At 62.4% G+C, this 18,447-nt stretch carries 17 protein-coding genes and 3 pseudogenes; 11 read left to right on the top strand and 9 right to left on the bottom strand.

The annotated features are described in order from the left end of the window. Nucleotides 1-27 precede the first annotated feature (27 nt). A complete protein-coding gene (locus LK440_RS09190) occupies nt 28-1,503 on the bottom strand; it encodes an inorganic phosphate transporter (protein WP_005013431.1) in 1,476 nt (491 codons plus the stop codon). Nucleotides 1,504-1,628: 125 nt separating this feature from the next. On the opposite strand from LK440_RS09190, the gene mog reads away from it, so the two are divergent. From mog to LK440_RS09175, 3 genes are read left to right on the top strand one after another with little or no spacing between them, the layout of a single operon-like run. Beyond that, complete coding sequence (gene mog, locus LK440_RS09185) at nt 1,629-2,267, top strand: molybdopterin adenylyltransferase (protein ID WP_370510752.1); 639 nt, start codon at nt 1,629-1,631, stop codon at nt 2,265-2,267. Between the two features lie 53 nt (nt 2,268-2,320). Beyond that, entirely contained in the window at nt 2,321-2,659 is a 339-nt protein-coding gene (locus LK440_RS09180) for a hypothetical protein (protein WP_005013435.1), read from the top strand. Further along, nucleotides 2,656-3,504, top strand: coding sequence for a peptidoglycan DD-metalloendopeptidase family protein (locus LK440_RS09175; protein WP_025341408.1), 849 nt, complete (start codon nt 2,656-2,658; stop codon nt 3,502-3,504). Before LK440_RS09180 ends, LK440_RS09175 begins: the two co-directional genes overlap by 4 nt. Nucleotides 3,505-3,507: 3 nt before the next feature. On the opposite strand, the gene LK440_RS09170 is transcribed toward LK440_RS09175, so the two are convergent. Both LK440_RS09170 and infA read right to left on the bottom strand, forming a co-directional pair. After that, nucleotides 3,508-3,807, bottom strand: coding sequence for a hypothetical protein (locus LK440_RS09170; RefSeq protein ID WP_005013440.1), 300 nt, complete (start codon nt 3,805-3,807; stop codon nt 3,508-3,510). Between the two features lie 95 nt (nt 3,808-3,902). Continuing rightward, nucleotides 3,903-4,166, bottom strand: coding sequence for a translation initiation factor IF-1 (infA, locus tag LK440_RS09165; protein WP_005013441.1), 264 nt, complete (start codon nt 4,164-4,166; stop codon nt 3,903-3,905). 385 nt (nt 4,167-4,551) lie between these two features. On the opposite strand from infA, the gene LK440_RS09160 reads away from it, so the two are divergent. Both LK440_RS09160 and LK440_RS09155 read left to right on the top strand, forming a co-directional pair. Then, nucleotides 4,552-5,280, top strand: a complete 729-nt coding sequence (locus LK440_RS09160) for a hypothetical protein (RefSeq protein WP_131285597.1) — start codon at nt 4,552-4,554, stop codon at nt 5,278-5,280. A 103-nt stretch (nt 5,281-5,383) separates the two neighbouring features. Next, nucleotides 5,384-6,253: a DMT family transporter gene (locus LK440_RS09155; protein ID WP_005013445.1), complete on the top strand. Its 870-nt coding sequence runs from the start codon at nt 5,384-5,386 to the stop codon at nt 6,251-6,253. 29 nt (nt 6,254-6,282) lie between these two features. On the opposite strand, the pseudogene LK440_RS09150 reads toward LK440_RS09155, so the two are convergent. The 4 genes and pseudogenes from LK440_RS09150 to LK440_RS09135 all read right to left on the bottom strand — a co-directional run. Next, nucleotides 6,283-6,873, bottom strand: a pseudogene (locus LK440_RS09150) (tripartite tricarboxylate transporter permease); the annotation flags it as partial. An 8-nt stretch (nt 6,874-6,881) separates the two neighbouring features. Then, nucleotides 6,882-8,004, bottom strand: a pseudogene (locus LK440_RS09145) (IS3 family transposase). A 60-nt stretch (nt 8,005-8,064) separates the two neighbouring features. Continuing rightward, nucleotides 8,065-9,000 (bottom strand): annotated as a pseudogene (locus tag LK440_RS09140) (tripartite tricarboxylate transporter permease); the annotation flags it as partial. Then, nucleotides 8,997-9,425: a tripartite tricarboxylate transporter TctB family protein gene (locus LK440_RS09135; protein ID WP_005013452.1), complete on the bottom strand. Its 429-nt coding sequence runs from the start codon at nt 9,423-9,425 to the stop codon at nt 8,997-8,999. The gene LK440_RS09135 and the pseudogene LK440_RS09140, both read right to left, overlap by 4 nt. Before the next feature lie 605 nt (nt 9,426-10,030). Here LK440_RS09135 and LK440_RS09130 point away from each other — a divergent pair. Next, the gene (locus tag LK440_RS09130; RefSeq protein WP_005013453.1) at nt 10,031-10,483 is read left to right on the top strand and encodes a GNAT family acetyltransferase; all 453 of its coding nucleotides are present in this window, start codon (nt 10,031-10,033) and stop codon (nt 10,481-10,483) included. Here LK440_RS09130 and LK440_RS09125 read toward each other — a convergent pair whose 3' ends face one another. After that, nucleotides 10,484-11,752: a dicarboxylate/amino acid:cation symporter gene (locus LK440_RS09125; RefSeq protein ID WP_005013455.1), complete on the bottom strand. Its 1,269-nt coding sequence runs from the start codon at nt 11,750-11,752 to the stop codon at nt 10,484-10,486. It abuts the gene before it with no gap. A 274-nt stretch (nt 11,753-12,026) separates the two neighbouring features. Here LK440_RS09125 and fba point away from each other — a divergent pair, with 274 nt between their 5' ends. The 5 genes from fba to LK440_RS09100 all read left to right on the top strand — a co-directional run bounded on the left by fba (nt 12,027) and on the right by LK440_RS09100 (nt 17,171). Next, nucleotides 12,027-13,091: a class II fructose-bisphosphate aldolase gene (gene fba, locus LK440_RS09120; protein ID WP_005013459.1), complete on the top strand. Its 1,065-nt coding sequence runs from the start codon at nt 12,027-12,029 to the stop codon at nt 13,089-13,091. A 194-nt stretch (nt 13,092-13,285) separates the two neighbouring features. Beyond that, nucleotides 13,286-14,167 carry a phosphoribosylaminoimidazolesuccinocarboxamide synthase gene (locus LK440_RS09115; protein WP_005013460.1) on the top strand — a complete coding sequence of 294 codons (882 nt, stop codon included), beginning with the start codon at nt 13,286-13,288 and terminating at the stop codon, nt 14,165-14,167. 195 nt (nt 14,168-14,362) lie between these two features. After that, a complete protein-coding gene (purE, locus tag LK440_RS09110) occupies nt 14,363-14,884 on the top strand; it encodes a 5-(carboxyamino)imidazole ribonucleotide mutase (protein WP_005013461.1) in 522 nt (173 codons plus the stop codon). Nucleotides 14,885-14,971: 87 nt separating this feature from the next. Continuing rightward, nucleotides 14,972-16,150 (top strand): 5-(carboxyamino)imidazole ribonucleotide synthase, encoded by a 1,179-nt coding sequence (locus tag LK440_RS09105; protein WP_025341415.1) that lies wholly within the window; start codon nt 14,972-14,974, stop codon nt 16,148-16,150. After that, on the top strand, nt 16,143-17,171 hold the full coding sequence (locus tag LK440_RS09100; protein ID WP_005013463.1) for an L-threonylcarbamoyladenylate synthase: 1,029 nt from the start codon (nt 16,143-16,145) through the stop codon (nt 17,169-17,171). Before LK440_RS09105 ends, LK440_RS09100 begins: the two co-directional genes overlap by 8 nt. 53 nt (nt 17,172-17,224) lie before the next feature. On the opposite strand, the gene LK440_RS09095 is transcribed toward LK440_RS09100, so the two are convergent. After that, nucleotides 17,225-18,391, bottom strand: coding sequence for an FAD-dependent oxidoreductase (locus tag LK440_RS09095; RefSeq protein ID WP_032826426.1), 1,167 nt, complete (start codon nt 18,389-18,391; stop codon nt 17,225-17,227). Nucleotides 18,392-18,447: the final 56 nt, after the last annotated feature.

Raw genomic sequence — 18,447 nt, 5'->3', positions numbered from 1 at the left:
TTGGCTGGCCCGTGGCGCTCGTGCGCGTCAGCCGATGATCTTCAGGTCCAGCCAATACAGTCCGGCTGCCAGCAGCATCGAGGTCGGCAGAGTCAACACCCAGGCCAACAGAATGTTGCGCACCGTGCTGCCATGCAGGCCGCTGCGGTTGGCGACCATGGTCCCGGCCACGTCGGAAGACAACACATGCGTGGTCGACACGGGCAGGCTGAAGACATTGGCCAGCCCGATGGCACCCACCGCGGTAAGTTGCGCTGACATCCCCTGAGCGTAGGTCATACCTTGCTTGCCGATTTTTTCACCGACGGTATGCACCACACGCCGCCATCCCACCATGGTGCCTATCCCCAGCGCCAGGGCGACGGCCACGATCACCCACAATGGGGCGTACTCGGTCGTGGCGGTGAGATCGGCGCGTAGGCGCTGCAAATCGGTGCGTTCGCGCGTATCGAGATTTTGCTGCGCAAGCACTTTCTTGGCGGTGTCGTCCAGACAGAGCAGATAGCGGCGAACGGCTACGCGGCTGTCTGGAGCCAGTTCGTTGTAGTTGTGCACGCCTTGGAGGCGGGTCTGCAGCGCGTCTATGGTGGCCGTGGTCAGTTGAGGGTCACAGCGGAAGTTGGCCGGCAGGTCGCTGCCCTTGCCGCCTCGCGACAAGGCAAGATAGTCGCCCAACGTGGGGGCGTTGCGCTCATAGAAGGCCGACAAGTGGGAGGCGGCATCGCGGGTGCGGTCGATCTGGTAGGTGGTGGCGTTGACGTCCAGCACGAACTTCGCCGGCACGATGCCGATGAGCACCAGCATGATCAATCCGATGCCTTTCTGCCCATCATTGGAGCCATGCACGAAGCTCACGCCCATGGCCGAAAGCACCAACACCAGCCGGTTCCAGAAAGGGGGGTGTTTCTTGGCGTCGAGGGCGCGACGTTGTTCCGGCGTCTTGTGCATTTTCGATAACGGGAAAAACCGTTTGAGCAGCAACAGGACGCCACCGGCGATGACAAAGCCGGCGATAGGCGAAACCAACAGCGACAACCCGATGTCGATGGCTTTGCCCCAGTTCACTCCTGCACTCAGCGGCAGGTCGGTCAGTAGCGCATTGGCCAATCCCACGCCAAGGATGGACCCGATCAGGGTATGCGAACTGGAGGCAGGAATGCCGAAATACCAGGTGCCGAGGTTCCAGGCGATGGCGGCAGCCAGCATTGCGTACACCATGACCAGGCCGCGGCCGGTGTCGACGTTGATGAGCAGCTCGACCGGCAATAGGTACACGATGGCATACGCCACCCCTACGCCACCGAGCAGCACGCCCAGAAAGTTGAAGGAACCGGAAAGTACGACGGCCAGATGCGGCGGCATGGCCTTGGTGTAGATGACGGTGGCCACCGCGTTGGCCGTATCGTGAAAACCGTTGATGAATTCGAAAGCGAGAACGAAAGCGAGGGCCAGGACTAGGCTGAGACCTACCCAGAGGTCCAGGCCGGAGAAGAGATCGAGCATGGGTGCGAGCCGATGTGGAGTCCCGAGATTATTGCAGATTTGTGACTCGTCCCTGAGCCGGTGAGCCTTGCGGTAGCATTTTGTTTTTGGGCCAAGCCCTCACGCCTACGTTGGAGCCGCCATCCATGATGTCCGTAACTATGTCCCCCATTCGCCGTAATCACCCCGACGAGCTGATTGTTGGACTGGTTTCGGTCTCCGATCGGGCAAGCGCCGGGGTGTATGCCGATCAAGGTCTGCCCGCGCTGCGCGACTGGCTGGGTCAGGCGCTGGTCTCGCCCTGGCAGGCGGTCGAGCAACTGGTGCCGGACGAGCGCGAGGCCATTGCCTCGGCGCTGGTTGCGCTGGTGGATCAGGCCGGTTGCGACCTGGTTCTCACCACCGGCGGCACGGGGCCGTCGCGGCGCGATGTCACGCCCGAAGCCACGCTGGACGTGGCGACGCGCCAGATGCCCGGTTTCGGGGAGCAAATGCGCCAGATCAGCCTGCAGTTCGTACCCACGGCCATTCTGTCGAGGCAAGTGGGCGTGTTGCGCGAGAGCGCCGGTCATGCGGCCTTGATCCTGAACCTGCCGGGTCAGCCCAAGGCTATCCGCGAGACACTGGAAGGCTTGCGCAACGACGATGGTTCGGCCCGGGTGCCGGGCATATTTGCGGCGGTGCCTTATTGTATAGACCTCATAGGCGGGCCGTATATCGAGACGCGCGAGGCCATCGTCAAAGCGTTTCGGCCCAAGTCCGCGTTGCGACCCGCCCGAGGTTGAATCCGGGCCCTGCGGTATAGTTGGGCGCAGTTTCTCGCTGTCTGGAATCGCTAATGACCCTTCGTATCGCCTTCATCGTCGCGCTGGCCGCACCCTTGGCCGCCTGCGTGACCGCCCAGAATATCCGGTCGCTCGATCCGTTGTTCTATGGCTCCACCCAACGCAGTGCCCAGCAATATACCGAGTGTGTGAGTGCGGCCTGGAAAGGGATGGGGGTCAATTTCACCCAGCAACCACTGCGCGACGGGCTGGAGCTAGTGGTCGATGGCTCGCTGGGTGTTGAGGCGGTGCTCAGCGCCAGCACCTATCGTGGCAAGACGGACGTGAAGCTGGCTTCGCGTCTGCCGCAGCGTTCGCAGCCCTTGGTCGAATCGGCCAATCTTTGCCTGTGAGACGGCGCGCGCTCTTGCTTGCAGGCTTGGCCGTTTCGGCATGGCCGATGGCTGCCGTGCTTGCCCAGACGCGGGGTTATATTGCCCGCAGTCTCAACCAGCCTGTGCCGGGTGGCGTGGCCGTCGTCGACCTGGGTGTCGCGGGCAAGGCCCCGGCGGCTACCTTTCAGGCTCGCCCGGTGCTGGTGGTGCGTGACAGTGACACGCGCTGGGTGGCCGTGGTTGGCCTGAGCTTGAAAGTGCCCGTGGGGCAGCAGAAGCTGTCGGTCACCCAAAACGGCGCCGCGCGTGAACTGGCCTTTGCCGTGCGCGGCAAAGAGTATGCCGCGCAGCACATCACGCTCAAGAACCGGCGTCAGGTCAACCCCGATCCGCAGGACCTCAAACGCATCGAGCGGGAGTTGGCCGCGCAGAATGCCGCGTATGCCGCGTTCCGTGCCGATGTCACGCCCAGCAATGTCATCCTGGATCGTCCTGTGCGGGGCGGCCGTCTGTCCAGCCCATTCGGGTTGAGGCGGTTTTTCAACGGCCAGGAGCGCAACCCTCATTCGGGGCTGGACTTTGCAGTGCCGGCCGGCACGCCCATCAGGGCACCGGCAGCGGGCAAGGTGGTGCTGGTAGGGGATTATTTTTTCAATGGCAAGACGCTGTTCATCGATCACGGACAAGGGCCGATCAGCATGTTTGCCCATTTGTCGGCCATCGACGTCGAACTGGGTGAGGAGGTCGCGCGCGGTGCCTTGGTGGGCAAGGTGGGTGCCACGGGGCGGGCGACCGGACCGCATCTGCACTGGAATGTCAGCCTCAACGATGCGCGCGTCGATCCGGCAATTTTTATCCAATAAACGCTAGGCGTTGCTGGCCACACGCTCGCCATTGACGCAGGTCTCATAGACGCGTTGCGCGTATTCCAGCTCGCGTTCGATGCGCTTGTGAAGCTCATACTGCTGCTCGAGGCAGATGTCGAACTTGATCCTGGCCTGCGCGTAGTCCAGGCCGGTGTGCCGCAGGCTGTTGATGAAGTTCTCGCGCGATTGCATCAGCAGCGCGATGCCGCGCTCGCCATGCTCGTGCGCGCGGCGAGCCTGGGCCAGGCGATCGGCGGCCTGGCGCAGCGTTTCAGCGGGTTGGGGGCTGAGGGTACTCATGCCGCGATTTTCCCACGCCGGCGGCAACGGCGATTGCGCCAGAACAGGCCGTGAAGCGGCGCTGTTCCCGTTTCAGCGCAACGGGTGCCGAACGATCAGCGGCGCACCATCGGACGCGACGGGCTGGAAGAGGGGCGTTCGTCTTTGTGACGGAAGTTGATGCGCCCTTTGGTCAGATCATACGGCGATATTTCCAGGGTGACGCGGTCGCCAGCCAGGATGCGGATGCGGTGCTTGCGCATACGGCCAGAGGCGTAAGCGCCGACTTCAACGCCGTTGTCCAGGGTGACGCGGTAGCGGCTGTCGGGCAGCACTTCGTCGACGATGCCTTGCAGCTCGATGAGTTCTTCTTTCGCCATGTATAGACTCCTTTATCAGTGCGCGCATGCCGGTGGCATACGCCAAACGCCCAGCGCAATAGAGCAGTGCGGTGCAGAGGCAACGCAACTGGCACGGGTACGGGCCGGCCCCGAAAGGGCCTGGATAAGGCGGGTACTCACGCCGCGAGGGCAATGTGCGCGGTCAGGCGCGGCTTGGTCGCGGCAAGTCGGACTTGCCGGAAGACGCAGCGGGTGGCGGTAAACCGCAACCCGCGAGGCCTGGGGGAGAACGCGAAGACGCTCTATTGATGAACCCGACCAGACCCAGTGGATAGGACTGTTTTAATTGTAGCGCGGATACCACGATGTGCCTAGCACAAACCCCTAAGCCTGTCTGAGCGCCCCGTCGTTTCGGCCCGGTTTGATGTCAAAACGCATCAGTTCGTCGGTTCGGGGCCCGTCCGGCATGCACGGGCTGTCATGCAGGCGTCGTATCGTGCCCGGCATCATGATGCTCAAACTGAACTCTTCGCCGGTTTCCTGCGCGCTCGGGGTTGCGGCGTTTGCTTTGCTGGCCGCGGCACTGCACGTCCTGCTGGTCCTTTGGGCCGGCAGCCGGATGGGAGCTGCCCCGGCAGGTTGGGTCTGGCGCCTCGCCCTGGGGGTGCTCATGCTGTCCGTGGGGGCGCTCGCGCTGGGTGAATATCGACGCGAGCACCTGATGGGAGGGCTGCGCCAGGATCTGGAGACCCGCGTACAACGCGTCTGCCGCGAGGCCGAGGGCATTGTGCGCCGACTGGTTGGGCACCCCCCCTCGCACGCGCCGGTTGTGCGCGCCCGTGTCGAGAAGGCGGTACGAAGCTACTTCAAGGATGTCGTGCGCGAGCATTTTTCGCATACCCGGTATTCGCCCGTGGAAGTATTGTCGGCCGGCAAGAAAAATACGGGGGATTTTGTGCTCGAACTCAAGGAGCAGGATCGAGAGCGGGTTCGTCTTGGTTGTTATAACCAGTACCAGCAGGCCGGATCCGATGCGCTACCCGAGTGGCGCCATGCGCAGGGGCGGTTGCCTGCCGGCAGCATGGTGTTTTTCGTTCAGGAACGCCAAGGCGGTAAAACCGTGGTGGATTATCCCGGGGCCGAAGGCTTCTGAAGGCGACCATCGTCTGGCCACCGCCGGCTGCCGTCTCTCTATACTGCGCTCCATCATGCGTACACCTCAGCCCTCACCATCTTCCCGTTTGCCTGAATTTGCCATGGTGGTCATCACCATGGTCTGGGGCGGTACTTTTCTTTTGGTGCAGTTGGCGATGCAATACAGCGGAGCGCTGTTTTTCGTCGGCTGCCGTTTTGCCGCGGCGGCAGTGGCCGTTGGCGTGCTGTCATGGCGCATTCTGCCGGGGATGACCCGGCAGGATCTGATCGCCGGCGCGGGCATTGGATCCATGATCGCGCTGGGTTATGGGCTGCAGACCATGGGCCTGCGCCACATACCAAGCTCCGAATCCGGCCTGTTGACAGGGTTGTACGTGCCCCTGGTCCCCTTGTTGCAATGGGTATTCTGGCGGCGCCGCCCGCATCTGATGTGCCTGGCGGGTGCGGTATGTGCATTTGCCGGGTTGTCGTGCTTTGCCGGCACCGGGTTCAGCCTGTCGTTTTCTTATGGCCAATTGCTGACGCTGGCTGGCGCATTGGCCATTGCCGTCGAAATTGTGTTGATCAGCCACTTTGCCCCGCGCGTGAATCTGCGCCGGGTCACTGTGGCACAACTGGCATTTGCTGCGCTGTTTGCTTTTATGCTCATGCCTGTGGCTGGTGAAACCACCATACCGCCGTTTTCCTGGCCGCTGCTGGGTTTGGCGGCCGGCATGGGATTGGCCAGTGCCGCCATCCAGGCCACCATGAATTGGGCGCAGAAGACCGTGGAGCCCTCGCGCGCGGCCATTATTTATGCCGGCGAGCCCATATGGGCCGCGGCCTTTGGCCGGCTGGCAGGCGAGCGGCTGCCGCCACTGGCGCTGATGGGCGGTGCGTTGATTGTGTTGGGTATCATCGTCAGCGAGTCGCGGCCGCGATGGTTGAGATCCGGGCCCTTCCGATCGCGCAAAAAAACGCCCGGCGCATGAGGCCGGGCGAATCTTCAGGCGAGGTGCCATCAGGCCTGGTCGGCATGACTCGGCAGTGGCTCCGTCTGTTTTCGTTTGCGCAGAAAGCCGCGGAACTGGAACAGGATGATCAACGCGATGACGCCTAGCAGCGTGCCGCTGATGGGGCGGGTCACGAAAATGCCGAAGTCGCCGCGGCTGAGCAACATGGCGCGACGGAAGTTTTCCTCCAGCATGGGGCCCAGAATGAATTCCAGCATCAGCGGCGCAGGCTCCATGCCCAGACGCATGAAGATGTAGCCGATGGCGCCAAAGAAGGCGGTGATGAAGATATCGTCCAGGCTGTTGTTGATGCTGTAGGTGCCGATGCAGCAGAAAAACAGAATGGACGGGAACAGCACCGTGTACGGGATCTTGAATACCGACAACCAGTAACGCACCAGCGGCACGTTGAGCAGGAGCAGGAAGCAATTGCCCACCCACATGCTGGCTACCAGACCCCAGAACAGATCAGGATGGGTGGCAATCATGTTGGGGCCGGGTTGAATTCCCTTGACGATGAAGGCTGCCAGCATCAGGGCCATCACGGCGTTTTCGGGAATGCCGATGGCCATGAGGGGAATGAAGCTGGTGTGACCTGCCCCCAGATTTAGTACGGCACCGACATAGAGCCCAGGGGTAAAAGACCTTCTTTCTGATGAGCCTGCACGAATTGCGCCGGCGTTAAATATCCGAGCGCGCTGTGAGGCCGATCGGTGTTGTACTCGACTCGCCAGTTTTCGATCAAGCTTTTAGCCTGTCGCAGGGACAAGAACCAGTGCTCGTTAAGGCATTCGTCGCGGAACTTGCCGTTGAAACTTTCGATATAAGCGTTCTCCACCGGCTTACCCGGCCGAATAAACGACAGCTTTACGCCTGCTTGGTAGGCCCCCAGGCGTCCAAGGCTCTTCCGGCGAACTCTGGCCCGTTGTCCACGGTAATAGATCGCGGCAGGCCACGCATCTCCGCCAGCCGTTGCAGCACCATGGCAACACGCAGTCCCGGCAACGACGTATCGACCTCGATGGCCAGGCATTCGCGAGTGTAGTCATCGACGATAGTCAAACAGCGGAATCGGCGGCCATAGGCTAGGCCGTCGGCCACAAAGTCCATTGACCAACTCTGATTCGGCGCGATTGCCGCTGGGCGAACCACGCGCTCGGTCGCCGCGATTCGCTTACGCTTTCGTTTTCGCACGCTTAACCCTGCCAGACTGTACAGCCGCCAGATTCGCTTGTGATTTGCTTGCCAGCCTTCGCGACGTAAGAGCACATGGATCCTCCGATAGCCGTAGCGTCGTTTCGCCACTGCCATCTCTTTCATGCGCTCGGTCAGCGCAGCATCGCCTGAGCGTGTGCTCTCGTAGGCAAACAGCGACCGCGAAATTCCTACCAGCCCACAGGCCCGGGTAACACCCATGCTGCGCTCGGTCATTAATGTCCTGACCGCCTCGCGTTTGGCCTGCGGGCTGACTACTTTCGGCTTAGCAGATCCTGAAGCGCCGCCTTGTCCAGCATCGACTCGGCCAACAGCTTCTTGAGCTTGTTGTTCTCCTGCTCCAGCTCCTTGAGCCTCTGAGCGTCCGACACCGTCATGCCACCGAACTTCGCCTTCCAGTTGTAGTACGTTGCCTCGGAGATTCCGTGCTTGCGGCACAACTCTGCGGGCTTGGCACCTGCATCGGCTTCCTTGAGCACGCCGATGATTTGCTCTTCCGTAAATCGTTTCTTCATTGCCATTCCTTTGGGAACGGACTCTACATCGATTTCGTACTAATCACGGGGAGCAGGTCAGGTGCGTGCGGCGGATTCGTCGGCCGCGGCCTGTCCGGCCACACCCTCGATGGCGCCGGTGCCGATCTCGTGGCGGTACTTGCTGAAGCGCTTGTCTGCCGCATAGGCAGCGAACTGGGCGATGGTCGGGCCGCCGCCGGGCAGGATGCCCAGTATCGAACCGATCACGCTGCCACGCAGGGCGCTGGGGATGATGCGCTTGAACTCGGGCCAGGTCGGCATGAGCTTGATCTTGCCGTTAAAGGGCGTGAGCGTGTTGCGGTTGTCGAGGTTTTTGACGATTTCCGCGATGCCGAAGCAGCCCAGGGCGATACTGATCAGGCCGATGCCATCCTGCAGGAAGACCAGGTCCAAGGTATAGCGCGGCATGCCGCTGTTGACGTCGGTGCCGACCACCCCCAGCAGAACGCCGATCATGGCCATGGCCAGGCCGTTGAGCAGATTGCCTGCGCTGACGAAACTCACGCAGAAAAAGCCCAACAGCATCAGCGCGCAATAGTCGGCCGGGCCGAAAAGCAGGCCAACTTCACCCAGAGCAGGGGCCATGGTTGCAAGCACGATGATGGCCACGGTTCCGCCGATGAAGCTCGACACCCCTGCGGTGAACAAGGCCAGACCGGTTTTGCCCTTGAGGTTCATGGCATAGCCATCGATACACGCCACGATACTGCTGGCGTGTGGGATCTTCATCGTGATGGCGCTGACGCTGTCGCCATACTGCGCGCCGTAGTAAATGCCGGCGAGCATGATCAGCGCTCCGCCGGTGGGGATGGAGTATGTCAGGGGCAGCAGCAGGCTGATGGTCGACAGCGGACCGAGGCCCGGCAGTAGACCGATCAGGGTGCCCACGACGCAGCCGATCGCGCAGTACATCAGGTTCTGCAGCGTCAGCGCATGTTCGAAGCCGAACGCGAGATTGTTCAGGATTTCAGTCATAGCAGGGGCAGATTCAGACCGAGGAGGTATTTGAAGCCGAAGGCCACGGCGATCAGGCCTGCCGAGATCTTCAGGTTGCGCACTACCGAGTAGGAGGTGCCAGCCAGCGTCGAGACGAAGACCAGGAACGCAATGCCCAGCAGCATGCTGAGAAAGTGCGACACCACCACGAAGCCGCAGAGAGCGACCAGAATGATGAGGATGTTCTTGAAGTTGTAGTTAAGCGGCTCGGGGGCGGCGAAACGCGCGCGGATCACCGTGGCCAGGCCGACCAGAAACAACATGATGCTGATCATCAGCGGGAACAGGCCGGGGCCTGAACGGCTAAACGTGCCAAGCGGGTAGCGCAAGGCTGCGCCTCCGAACACCAGCGCGATCAGCATGATGAACAGGCCGCGAACAAAACTGCGATTGGTCAGGTTCATGATGTGCGTTCTCCCGCAAGAAAGACGCTGCATTTACTCTCAGCCATGATGGATGGCCTCCCTCTACTTTCGTTGTTTGACACACCTCGTCCGGACGTGGTGCCGGAGGTGCTGGGCGCGATACTAGAGAGAGGGGCTGTCAGTCCGCTTTCAGGTTTATCGGAAAGGGTTTAACTACGCGTAAGTACCTAGTGCGCCAAAACCACATGCCCTTTTCGATGTTCAGGACCATGTCAGATGACCCCTTGAAACAAGGGGTTTTAGGGAATTTTGTTCAGAAATATGTCAGTTGCTCGGTCGCGGAAAGAGCGCCGTTTTTTCCATCGTCGAGGCAGCGCGTGGGCAGGGGGCGGCCGCCGCGTTGCCAGGCTTGCCGGCGTCTGCCATCCCGGGTAGCCTTGCGCTCATGGATCACCAAGCACAGTCTTTTTTCGCCGCATTGCGACGACCCACTCAACGACGTTGAGTGGCTGCGCTTGCGCGCCGGCATGCGCCCGGCGCCGTGATGGAACCAGGCCACGACATTGCCTCGTGGCCCATTTTTTTGTGCGAGCACGGGGAAGGTCGGGTCCGTTGATCTTCAGCCAACCCTAAGGAGTGCAAGCATGAGTTTTCCACCGTTGAACATCCGCCCCTTCGCGCCGCAGGACGAGCAAGCCGTCATCGGTCTATGGCGCGATTGCGGGCTGACGCGTCCATGGAATGACCCGCACAAAGATGTGCAACGCAAGCTGACGGTGCAGCCGGAGTGGTTTCTGGAGGGGCAGGCGCAGGAGCGCGTGGTGGCGACCGTCATGGCGGGCTATGACGGACACCGGGGCTGGGTCAACTATCTGGCGGTAGACCCGTTGTTCCAGAAGCGTGGCTACGGGCGGGCCTTGATGGAGGCGGTGCAGGCGCGCTTGCTCGCGGCCGGCTGCCCCAAGATCAATCTTCTGGTGCGGAGCGACAATGCCGCGGTACAGCATTTCTATCACGCCCTGGGCTTTACGCCGGATGACGTCATCAGCCTGGGCAAGCGCCTGATCCCGGATGCCGGCGACCAGGCGCTGCGCTGATCAGGCGTCGTCGTTGCTGGCCGAGGCCACTTCTTCAGTCGTGGCCCGGCCCCCCTCCAGTTTGGAGATCACTGCCGTAGCCAGGCTGTTGCCGACCACGTTGGTGGCGGTGCGGCCCATGTCGAAGAACTGGTCGATACCCATGATGAGCAGCAGGCCGGCTTCCGGCAGATTGAACATCGGCAAGGTCGCCGCCACGACCACCAGCGAGGCCCGCGCGACACCTGCCATTCCTTTGCTGGTCACCATGAGGACCAGCAAGAGCATCAGTTGCTGCGTGAAGGTCATGGGGATGTCGTAGGCCTGCGCGATGAACAACACCGCGAAAGACTGGTACATCATCGAACCGTCGAGGTTGAAGGAGTAGCCCAGTGGCAGCACGAAGCCGGAGATACGCGGCGGCACACCGAAGCGGGTGAGCGCTTCAATCGTTTTGGGGTAGGCCGATTCACTGCTGGCCGTCGAGAAAGCCAGCAGCGTGGGTTCCTTGATCAGCCCGCCCAGGCGCAAGACGTCGCGGCGCAGAAAGAGGTAACCGACGCCAAAGAGCAGGGCCCAAAGCAGTGCCAGGCCGAGATAGAACTCACCGATCAGCTTGCCATAGCTCACCAGCACACCGAGCCCCTCGGTGGTGATGGCCGCTGCCATGGCAGCGAACACGCCCACCGGAGCGAGGCGCATGACGTAGTCGGTCACGCGGAACATCACCCGGGCCAGCTCGTCGATCATGTTGACGATGGTCGTATGGCCGCCTCGTCGAACGAATACCAGCGCGGCGCCGAAAAACAGCGAGAACACCAGGATCTGCAGGATCTCGTTGTTGGCCATGGCTTCGACCACGCTGCGCGGAAAGACGTGCGTGATGAACGCCTTGAGGGTGAAGTCACCCGTCTTGAGCGCGGTGGTCGCCGTGGCATCAGGCAGGGCCAGATTCAGGTTGGCACCGGGCTGAAAGATGTTGACCAGCAGAAGGCCGAGCAGCAACGACGCGGCCGAGGCCGCCACGAACCAGACCATGGCACGAAAACCGATGCGCCCTACGGCGGCGCCGTCACTCATGCTGGCAAGACCCGATACCAGGGTAGCAAACACCAGCGGGGCGATGATCATTTTGATCAGGCGCAGGAAAATATCCGTCACCATGCTGAAATAGGAGGCGATCTCCTTGGCATGTTGCGCATCCTGCGCATAGCGGTTGCAGACGTAACCCACCACGACACCGAGCACCATTGCGATGCCGATATAGCGTGTCAGTTTTTTTGTATCCATGATCACTACAGAGGAAGGCCGGGCGCCCACGCGCGGCCGGCCGGGGGGAAGGGCGTCCGGCAGGTGGACATAAAACAGCACAGATAATAGTCGTTTATGCCTGACAGGAAGTTGTCAGTTTCGTCTAGCAGAGGCCAGCCGGCAAGCACGCCTGGTGCCAACAAGTTACCGCTTGTCGGCCTCGGACAAGACCGGCAGTCAAACCCCGGCTAAAATCATGCGATTCAGCCGGATTTCATCTATCCACCAATACGAGAATTCAGGAGTCCTTGTTATGGCCCTCGTTTCCATGCGCCAATTGCTCGACCACGCGGCCGAGCATGGTTATGGCATCCCCGCGTTCAACGTCAACAATCTGGAGCAGGTCCAGGCCATCATGGAAGCCGCCGCGGAAACCGACAGCCCTGTGATCATGCAGGCTTCGGCTGGCGCCCGCAAGTATGCCGGCGAGACGTTTCTCAAGCACCTGATCCAGGCTGCTGTCGAATCCTATCCGCACATCCCGGTAGTCATGCACCAGGATCACGGTCAATCGCCCGCGATCTGTCAGGGCGCCATCAACCTGGGATTTTCCAGCGTCATGATGGACGGCTCGCTCAAGGAAGACGGCAAGACCATCGCTGACTACGACTACAACGTCGACGTCACGCGCAAGGTCGTGGACATGGCCCACAAGCTGGGCGTGACGGTCGAAGGCGAACTGGGCTGCCTGGGCTCGCTGGAAACCATGGAAGGTGACAAGGAAGACGGTCATGGCGCCGATGGCAAATTGACCATGGACCAACTGCTGACCGACCCGGAGCAGGCCGCCGACTTCGTGCGCAAGACGCAGCTCGATGCCCTGGCCATCGCCATCGGCACCAGCCACGGCGCCTACAAGTTCACGCGCAAGCCCACCGGCGACATCCTGTCGATTCAGCGCATCAAGGAAATCCACGCTCGCCTGCCCAACACCCATCTGGTGATGCATGGCAGCTCCAGCGTGCCGCAGGAACTGCTGGCCGAGATTCGCGAGTTCGGCGGCGACATGAAGGAAACCTACGGCGTGCCCGTCGAGGAAATCCAGGAAGCCATCAAGTATGGCGTGCGCAAGATCAATATCGATACCGACATCCGCCTGGCCATGACCGGCGCGATCCGTCGCTTCTTCGCAGAAAATCCCGCGAAATTCGACCCGCGCGAATACCTCAAACCGGCTCGCGCCGCGGCCAAGGCGATCTGCGTGGCGCGCTACACCGAGTTTGGCGCGGCCGGCAACGGCAGCAAGATCAAGCCCACGTCGCTGGCCGATGTGGCTCAGCTCTACGCGTCGGGCAAGCTGTCTCAGGTTGTGCAATAAGGGCCTTGGGCTGCCTCTTGCGGGCAGTCTGAAGGTACCGGAAAGCCCCTTGCGGGGCTTTCTCGCTTTCCGGCACAGGGAAGCGGTCATGGGGGCTTTTGCAGTAATCTATAGCCCCTGCCGGCCGCGCTCTGAACAGCCGGCCTCTCCCGTCAGCCGCCGACGGGGATCTTTACTGCCATAGGCCCATTTCCGTGACTTCCGCTTTGCATGAATCCAGCATCAAGTCCCTGCCTCTTCTGGGGCGTGGCAAGGTGCGTGATATGTACGCGGTCGGCGACGACAAGTTGCTGATCGTGGCGACCGACCGCATTTCCGCCTTCGACGTCATTCTGGACGACCCGATTCCGGGCAAAGGCCAGGTGCTGACCGAGCTGACCGAGTTCTGGCTCAACAAGCTGGCGCACATTCTGCCCAACCACTCCACCGGCGTAAAACCGGAAGACGTGGTCGCTGCCGACGAGATCGAACAGGTCAAAGGCCGCGCGGTCGTGGTCAAGCGCCTCAAGCCCATCCTCGTCGAGGCCGTGGCGCGCGGCTACCTGATTGGCTCGGGCTGGAAGGATTACCAGGCCAGCGGTGCGGTCTGCGGAATCAAGCTGCCAGCTGGCCTGCAACAGGCCAGCAAGCTGCCCGAACCGATCTTTACGCCGGCGGCCAAGGCCGAGTTCGGAATGCACGACGAGAACGTCGATTTCGCGCACGTGGTAAAGGAAGTTGGCCAGGAGATGGCCGAGCGTATCCGCACCATCACCTTGCGTCTGTATGACGAGGCGGCCAAATTCGCGGCCACCAAGGGCATCATCATCGCCGATACGAAGTTCGAGTTCGGCCTGGATGACCAGGGCACGTTGCACCTGATGGACGAGGTGCTCACGCCCGACTCGTCGCGCTTCTGGCCTGCCGAAGGGTATCGCGAAGGCATCAGCCCGCCGTCGTTCGACAAGCAGTTCGTGCGCGATTGGCTGGAAACCCAGACCTGGGACAAGACGCCTCCCGCTCCGCGCCTGCCGGCCGATGTGCTGACCAAGACCGCGGCCAAATACCGTGAGGCTCTGGACCGCCTGATTGCCTGATCCGGCCCTTTCTGCAAACGGCGCGGCAGCGCCGTTTTTCTTTGCCTGGCCGGGTCCGGGCCCAGGGCTGGCTGGCTGTCAAAAGGCGGCCGCGCCATGCATGCCGTGCAGGGCAGGTAAAATAGCGGGCTTCGCGGCCGGCCGTGTCCGGCCTGGCTTTATTCTCCTGCGCCCTGGTGGCGCGCTGAGCGGGTCATGACTTCACAAACCTCGGTTACGAACACCTCCACCGCCGCGCCTTTGGTGGGCGTCATCATGGGCTCTTCCAGCGATTGGGAAGTCATGAAAAACGCCGTGGCGATACTCGAATCTTTCGGCGTGCCATTCGAGGCGCGGGTGATTTCCGCGCATCGCATGCCGCAGGACATGGCCGAGTACGGCGCTGTGGCGCGGTCGTGTGGCCTGCGGGCCATTATCGCCGGTGCCGGCGGTGCGGCCCATCTGCCCGGCATGATGGCGGCCTTGACCGAGGTGCCGGTTTTCGGTGTACCCGTGCCTTCGAAGTATTTGCGCGGCGAGGATTCTTTGCTGTCCATCGTGCAGATGCCCAAGGGCGTGCCGGTGGCCACGTTCGCCATTGGCGAGGCAGGCGCGGCCAATGCTGCCTTGCATGCCATTGCCAACATTGCCACCACTGACGATGACTTGCACGCCAAGTTGGTGGCTTTTCGCGCGGCGCAGACCGAGGCCGCGCGCGCTATGAGCCTGCCAGTTTGAATGCCGTGCCGGTGGCCTTCAGGCGCCGGCGTTTATTTGACCGGGGCGCCTGGCGCCCAGTTTTTCCCGCCAGCTGCGGGCCTGACCATGTCGCAATCTCGATCCAAAACTTTTCTCGCTCCTGGTGCCTGGCTGGGTCTGCTTGGCGGCGGTCAACTCGGCCGGATGTTCTGCCATGCTGCGCAAAGCCTGGGCTATCGCGTGGCCGTGCTGGATCCTGCCGACGAATGTCCGGCCGGCATGGTGGCCGATATGCATATCCGCGCCGCCTATGACGACGCCCAGGGTCTGAAGGCGTTGGCCGACCGTTGCTCCGTCGTGACCACCGAGTTCGAAAACGTGCCGGCCGACAGTCTGCGCATGCTGGCGGCGCGCTGCCGCGTCAGCCCGTCCGGGGAGGCCGTGGCGGTGGTTCAGGACCGCATTGCCGAAAAAACATTCATCGCTGCTCAGGGCATTCCGGTCGCCCCTCACGCTGCCATCGGCAGCAAGGATGATCTGCTCTCGGCCAGCGATGCACTCTTTCCGGGCATTCTCAAGGTGGCCCGTCTGGGTTATGACGGCAAAGGCCAGGCGAGGGTATCGAACCGCGCCGAAGCCTTGTCGGCTTACGCCGAATTTGGCGGTGTGAGCTGTGTGCTCGAGGCCCTGCTGCCGTTGGACCATGAAATTTCGGTCGTGATCGCGCGCGGCTTCGATGGTACCAGTGTGGTGTTTCCCATTGCGCGCAATGTCCATCGCGATGGCATCCTGGCGGTGTCGTCCGTGGGCGGCCTGGAGAGCGGCGAGGTGCAGCAGCAGGCGCGCGAGGCCGCGCAGACCATTGCCCAGGGCCTGGATTATCACGGCGTGCTGTGTGTGGAATTCTTCGTCCTGCAAAACGGCGATCTGGTCGTCAACGAGATCGCCCCGCGGCCGCACAACAGCGGCCACTACAGCATGGACGCCTGCATCACCAGCCAGTTCGAGCAACAGGCGCGGGTCATGGCCGGCCTGCCGTTGGGCAGCACCGCGCTGCTCAGGCCCGCTGTCATGCTCAATTTGTTGGGCGACATCTGGTATGAAGGGTCAATCTCGCGCGAACCTGCCTGGGACGAGGCACTTGCCGTTGACAGCGCCAAACTGCATCTTTATGGCAAGCATGACGCACGCTTTGGCCGCAAGATGGGTCACGTGACCATATTGGGCGAGACGCTCGAACAGGCCAATCATGATGCGTCGCGTGTAGCGCGGGCGCTGGGCCTGCCGGATGTCGGTCATGATTGAGGCCGCGATCGCCGCGGCTGCGCAGCGCTTGGCCGAAGGTGGCCTGGTGGCGTTTCCGACCGAGACGGTCTATGGCCTGGGTGCCGACGCCGAAAGCGCCGAGGCTGTCGCGGGAATCTACCTCGCCAAGGGCCGGCCGGCCAATCATCCGGTCATCGTGCACGTGGCGCCGGGTGCGGATCTGGGGCACTGGGCGATTGACGTGCCTGCGCAGGCGCAACGGTTGATCGAAGCCTTTTGGCCCGGCCCGCTCACACTGATTCTCAAACGCCGCCCGGGCGTGGCCGAGGCCGTCAGTGGAGGGCAGGACAGTATTGGTCTGCGCTGTCCCTCGCATCCGGTGGCGCAAAAGCTCTTGTGTGCGTTCGCTGCGCTCAAGCCCGGCGGAAAGGCAGGGGTAGCGGCTCCCTCGGCCAATACATTCGGGCACGTCTCGCCCACGCGGGCCGATCATGTTCGTGCCGAGTTTCCGCGTGAAGTCGCCGCCGGCATGCCGGTGCTCGATGGTGGTGCTTCCGAAGTGGGCATCGAGTCCACCATTATCGATCTGTCGCGTCTGGACCAAGGCGTGGGTCCCGTGCTGTTGCGCCCCGGACATATCAGCGCCTTGCAGATTTCCCGGGTGCTGGGCGAGCCCGTCAGCCGTCCCGATGCCGCAGCACCACGGGCATCCGGCACACTCAAAGCCCATTACGCACCCCACACCCAGCTGGAGCTCATCGACGAGGCCAATTGGGCGCGTTTGCGTGCCGGCGACCGGCCCGCCGGGCGTATCGCCATGGTGGCCTACGGCTGGCGCGGCGAAGCGGGTGACGGCCTGGAGTGGCACATGGTGCCTGCCGATCCCACGCGTTACGCGCAAGCCCTTTACGCCATGTTGCGCGAGCTGGATGTGCAAGGCTATGCGCGCATCTGGGTGCAGATGCCTCCTGCGGATCCGGCTTGGGATGCCGTCAACGATCGGATCGGTCGCGCAGCGGCGGCCTTTATGCTGGAGACTGCCGGGCTGCACGGCGCTTGAGCGCATGGCGGACATCACCGCCCGTTCTGCAATGCGCTCGCTGGCCAGCGGGTTCAAGCCAGGGCGCGCGCGGCATCGGCTTCCGACTTCAGGCCGCTTAGAAAATAGCGCTTGAGCAGCAGCTGGGGAAGATAGCGCATGGCAGTGTTGCGCAGACGGAAACTCCAGCCAGCGCTGGGCACGTACATCGGCGCCAGCTTGCGGCTTCGGGCCTGCAGTTGCTCGATGATGGGCCGCAATCGCGCATCATGCGCCCGCAAGGCGTCGGCCACGGGCTGGCGCTGCAATTCCTGAGCCAGTACGGCGGCCGAGGCCATCGCCATACCTGCCCCTTGCCCTGAGATGAGCGACAAGCTGTGGGCGGCATCTCCGGCCAGCAAGAGTCGGCCTCGATGCCAGCTTGGCATCGCTATCATGGCCAGATCGTCCATGACGATGGGCGCATCCTCCGGCAAACTATCGAGCAGTTGGCCGACTTGAGGATGGCTACGGGCTGCCAACGCCTGCAGCAGCGCGCGACGTTGCGGGGGGGGGGGCACCAGCCCGCTGGCGTCGCTGCGCCACACATGCAGAACCGCCATACGCTGCTCGCCCAGACCGTGGTACTCCACTTGCTGCCCGACTGCTGCATAGGAGACGAAGTCGGGGGCCAGGCCCAGCGTATCGGCTAAGTCATAGGCCGCATAGCGATAGCCAAGAGCCTCGTAACGCGACGCGAACGCGCGGCTGCGAAGGGTGGAATGCACGCCGTCTGCGCCGATGAGCAGGTCCGCCTGCCAGTGGCTGCCATCCGAAAGGCTGACCTGCACCTTCTCGCCATTGTCTTGCCACTGTTGCACCGTGCACGGCAGCCGCAGTTCGCAGCGGTCACGGACCGCCTCGTGCAGCACGCGTACGAGGTCGCTGCGCCTGAGGGTGATCCAGTCCAGTTGCTCGAGCAAGTCTCGGTAGCGAATACGCATGATCTCGCGGCCGTGACGGTCGCGATAGATGTTCTCGCGGATATCGTGCTCGACGGCACGCAGCGCAGGCACCAGGCCCATGTTGCGCGCGGTGTGCAGTCCGGGACCGGACAGCCCCATCATGTAGCCGCCATCGCGCAAGTCGGCGGCGCGTTCAACCACGACGACACGCCAACCGGCCTGCGTCAGCCACCACGCATTGGACAGGCCGGCCACGCCAGCGCCGGCGATGACCGCCAAAGGGGGGGGATTCGTCAAACGCCTTCTCCTGGTGAGGTGCGCGCGACCAGGCGCGCAATGAATAGGCAGCCCGC

The organism is Bordetella holmesii (genome assembly GCF_020735985.1).
In the GTDB taxonomy this organism is placed as follows: Bacteria; Pseudomonadota; Gammaproteobacteria; order Burkholderiales; family Burkholderiaceae_B; genus Bordetella; species Bordetella holmesii.
Note: the sequence above shows the minus strand (reverse complement) of the source record. Positions and strands in the feature narration are given on the sequence as shown.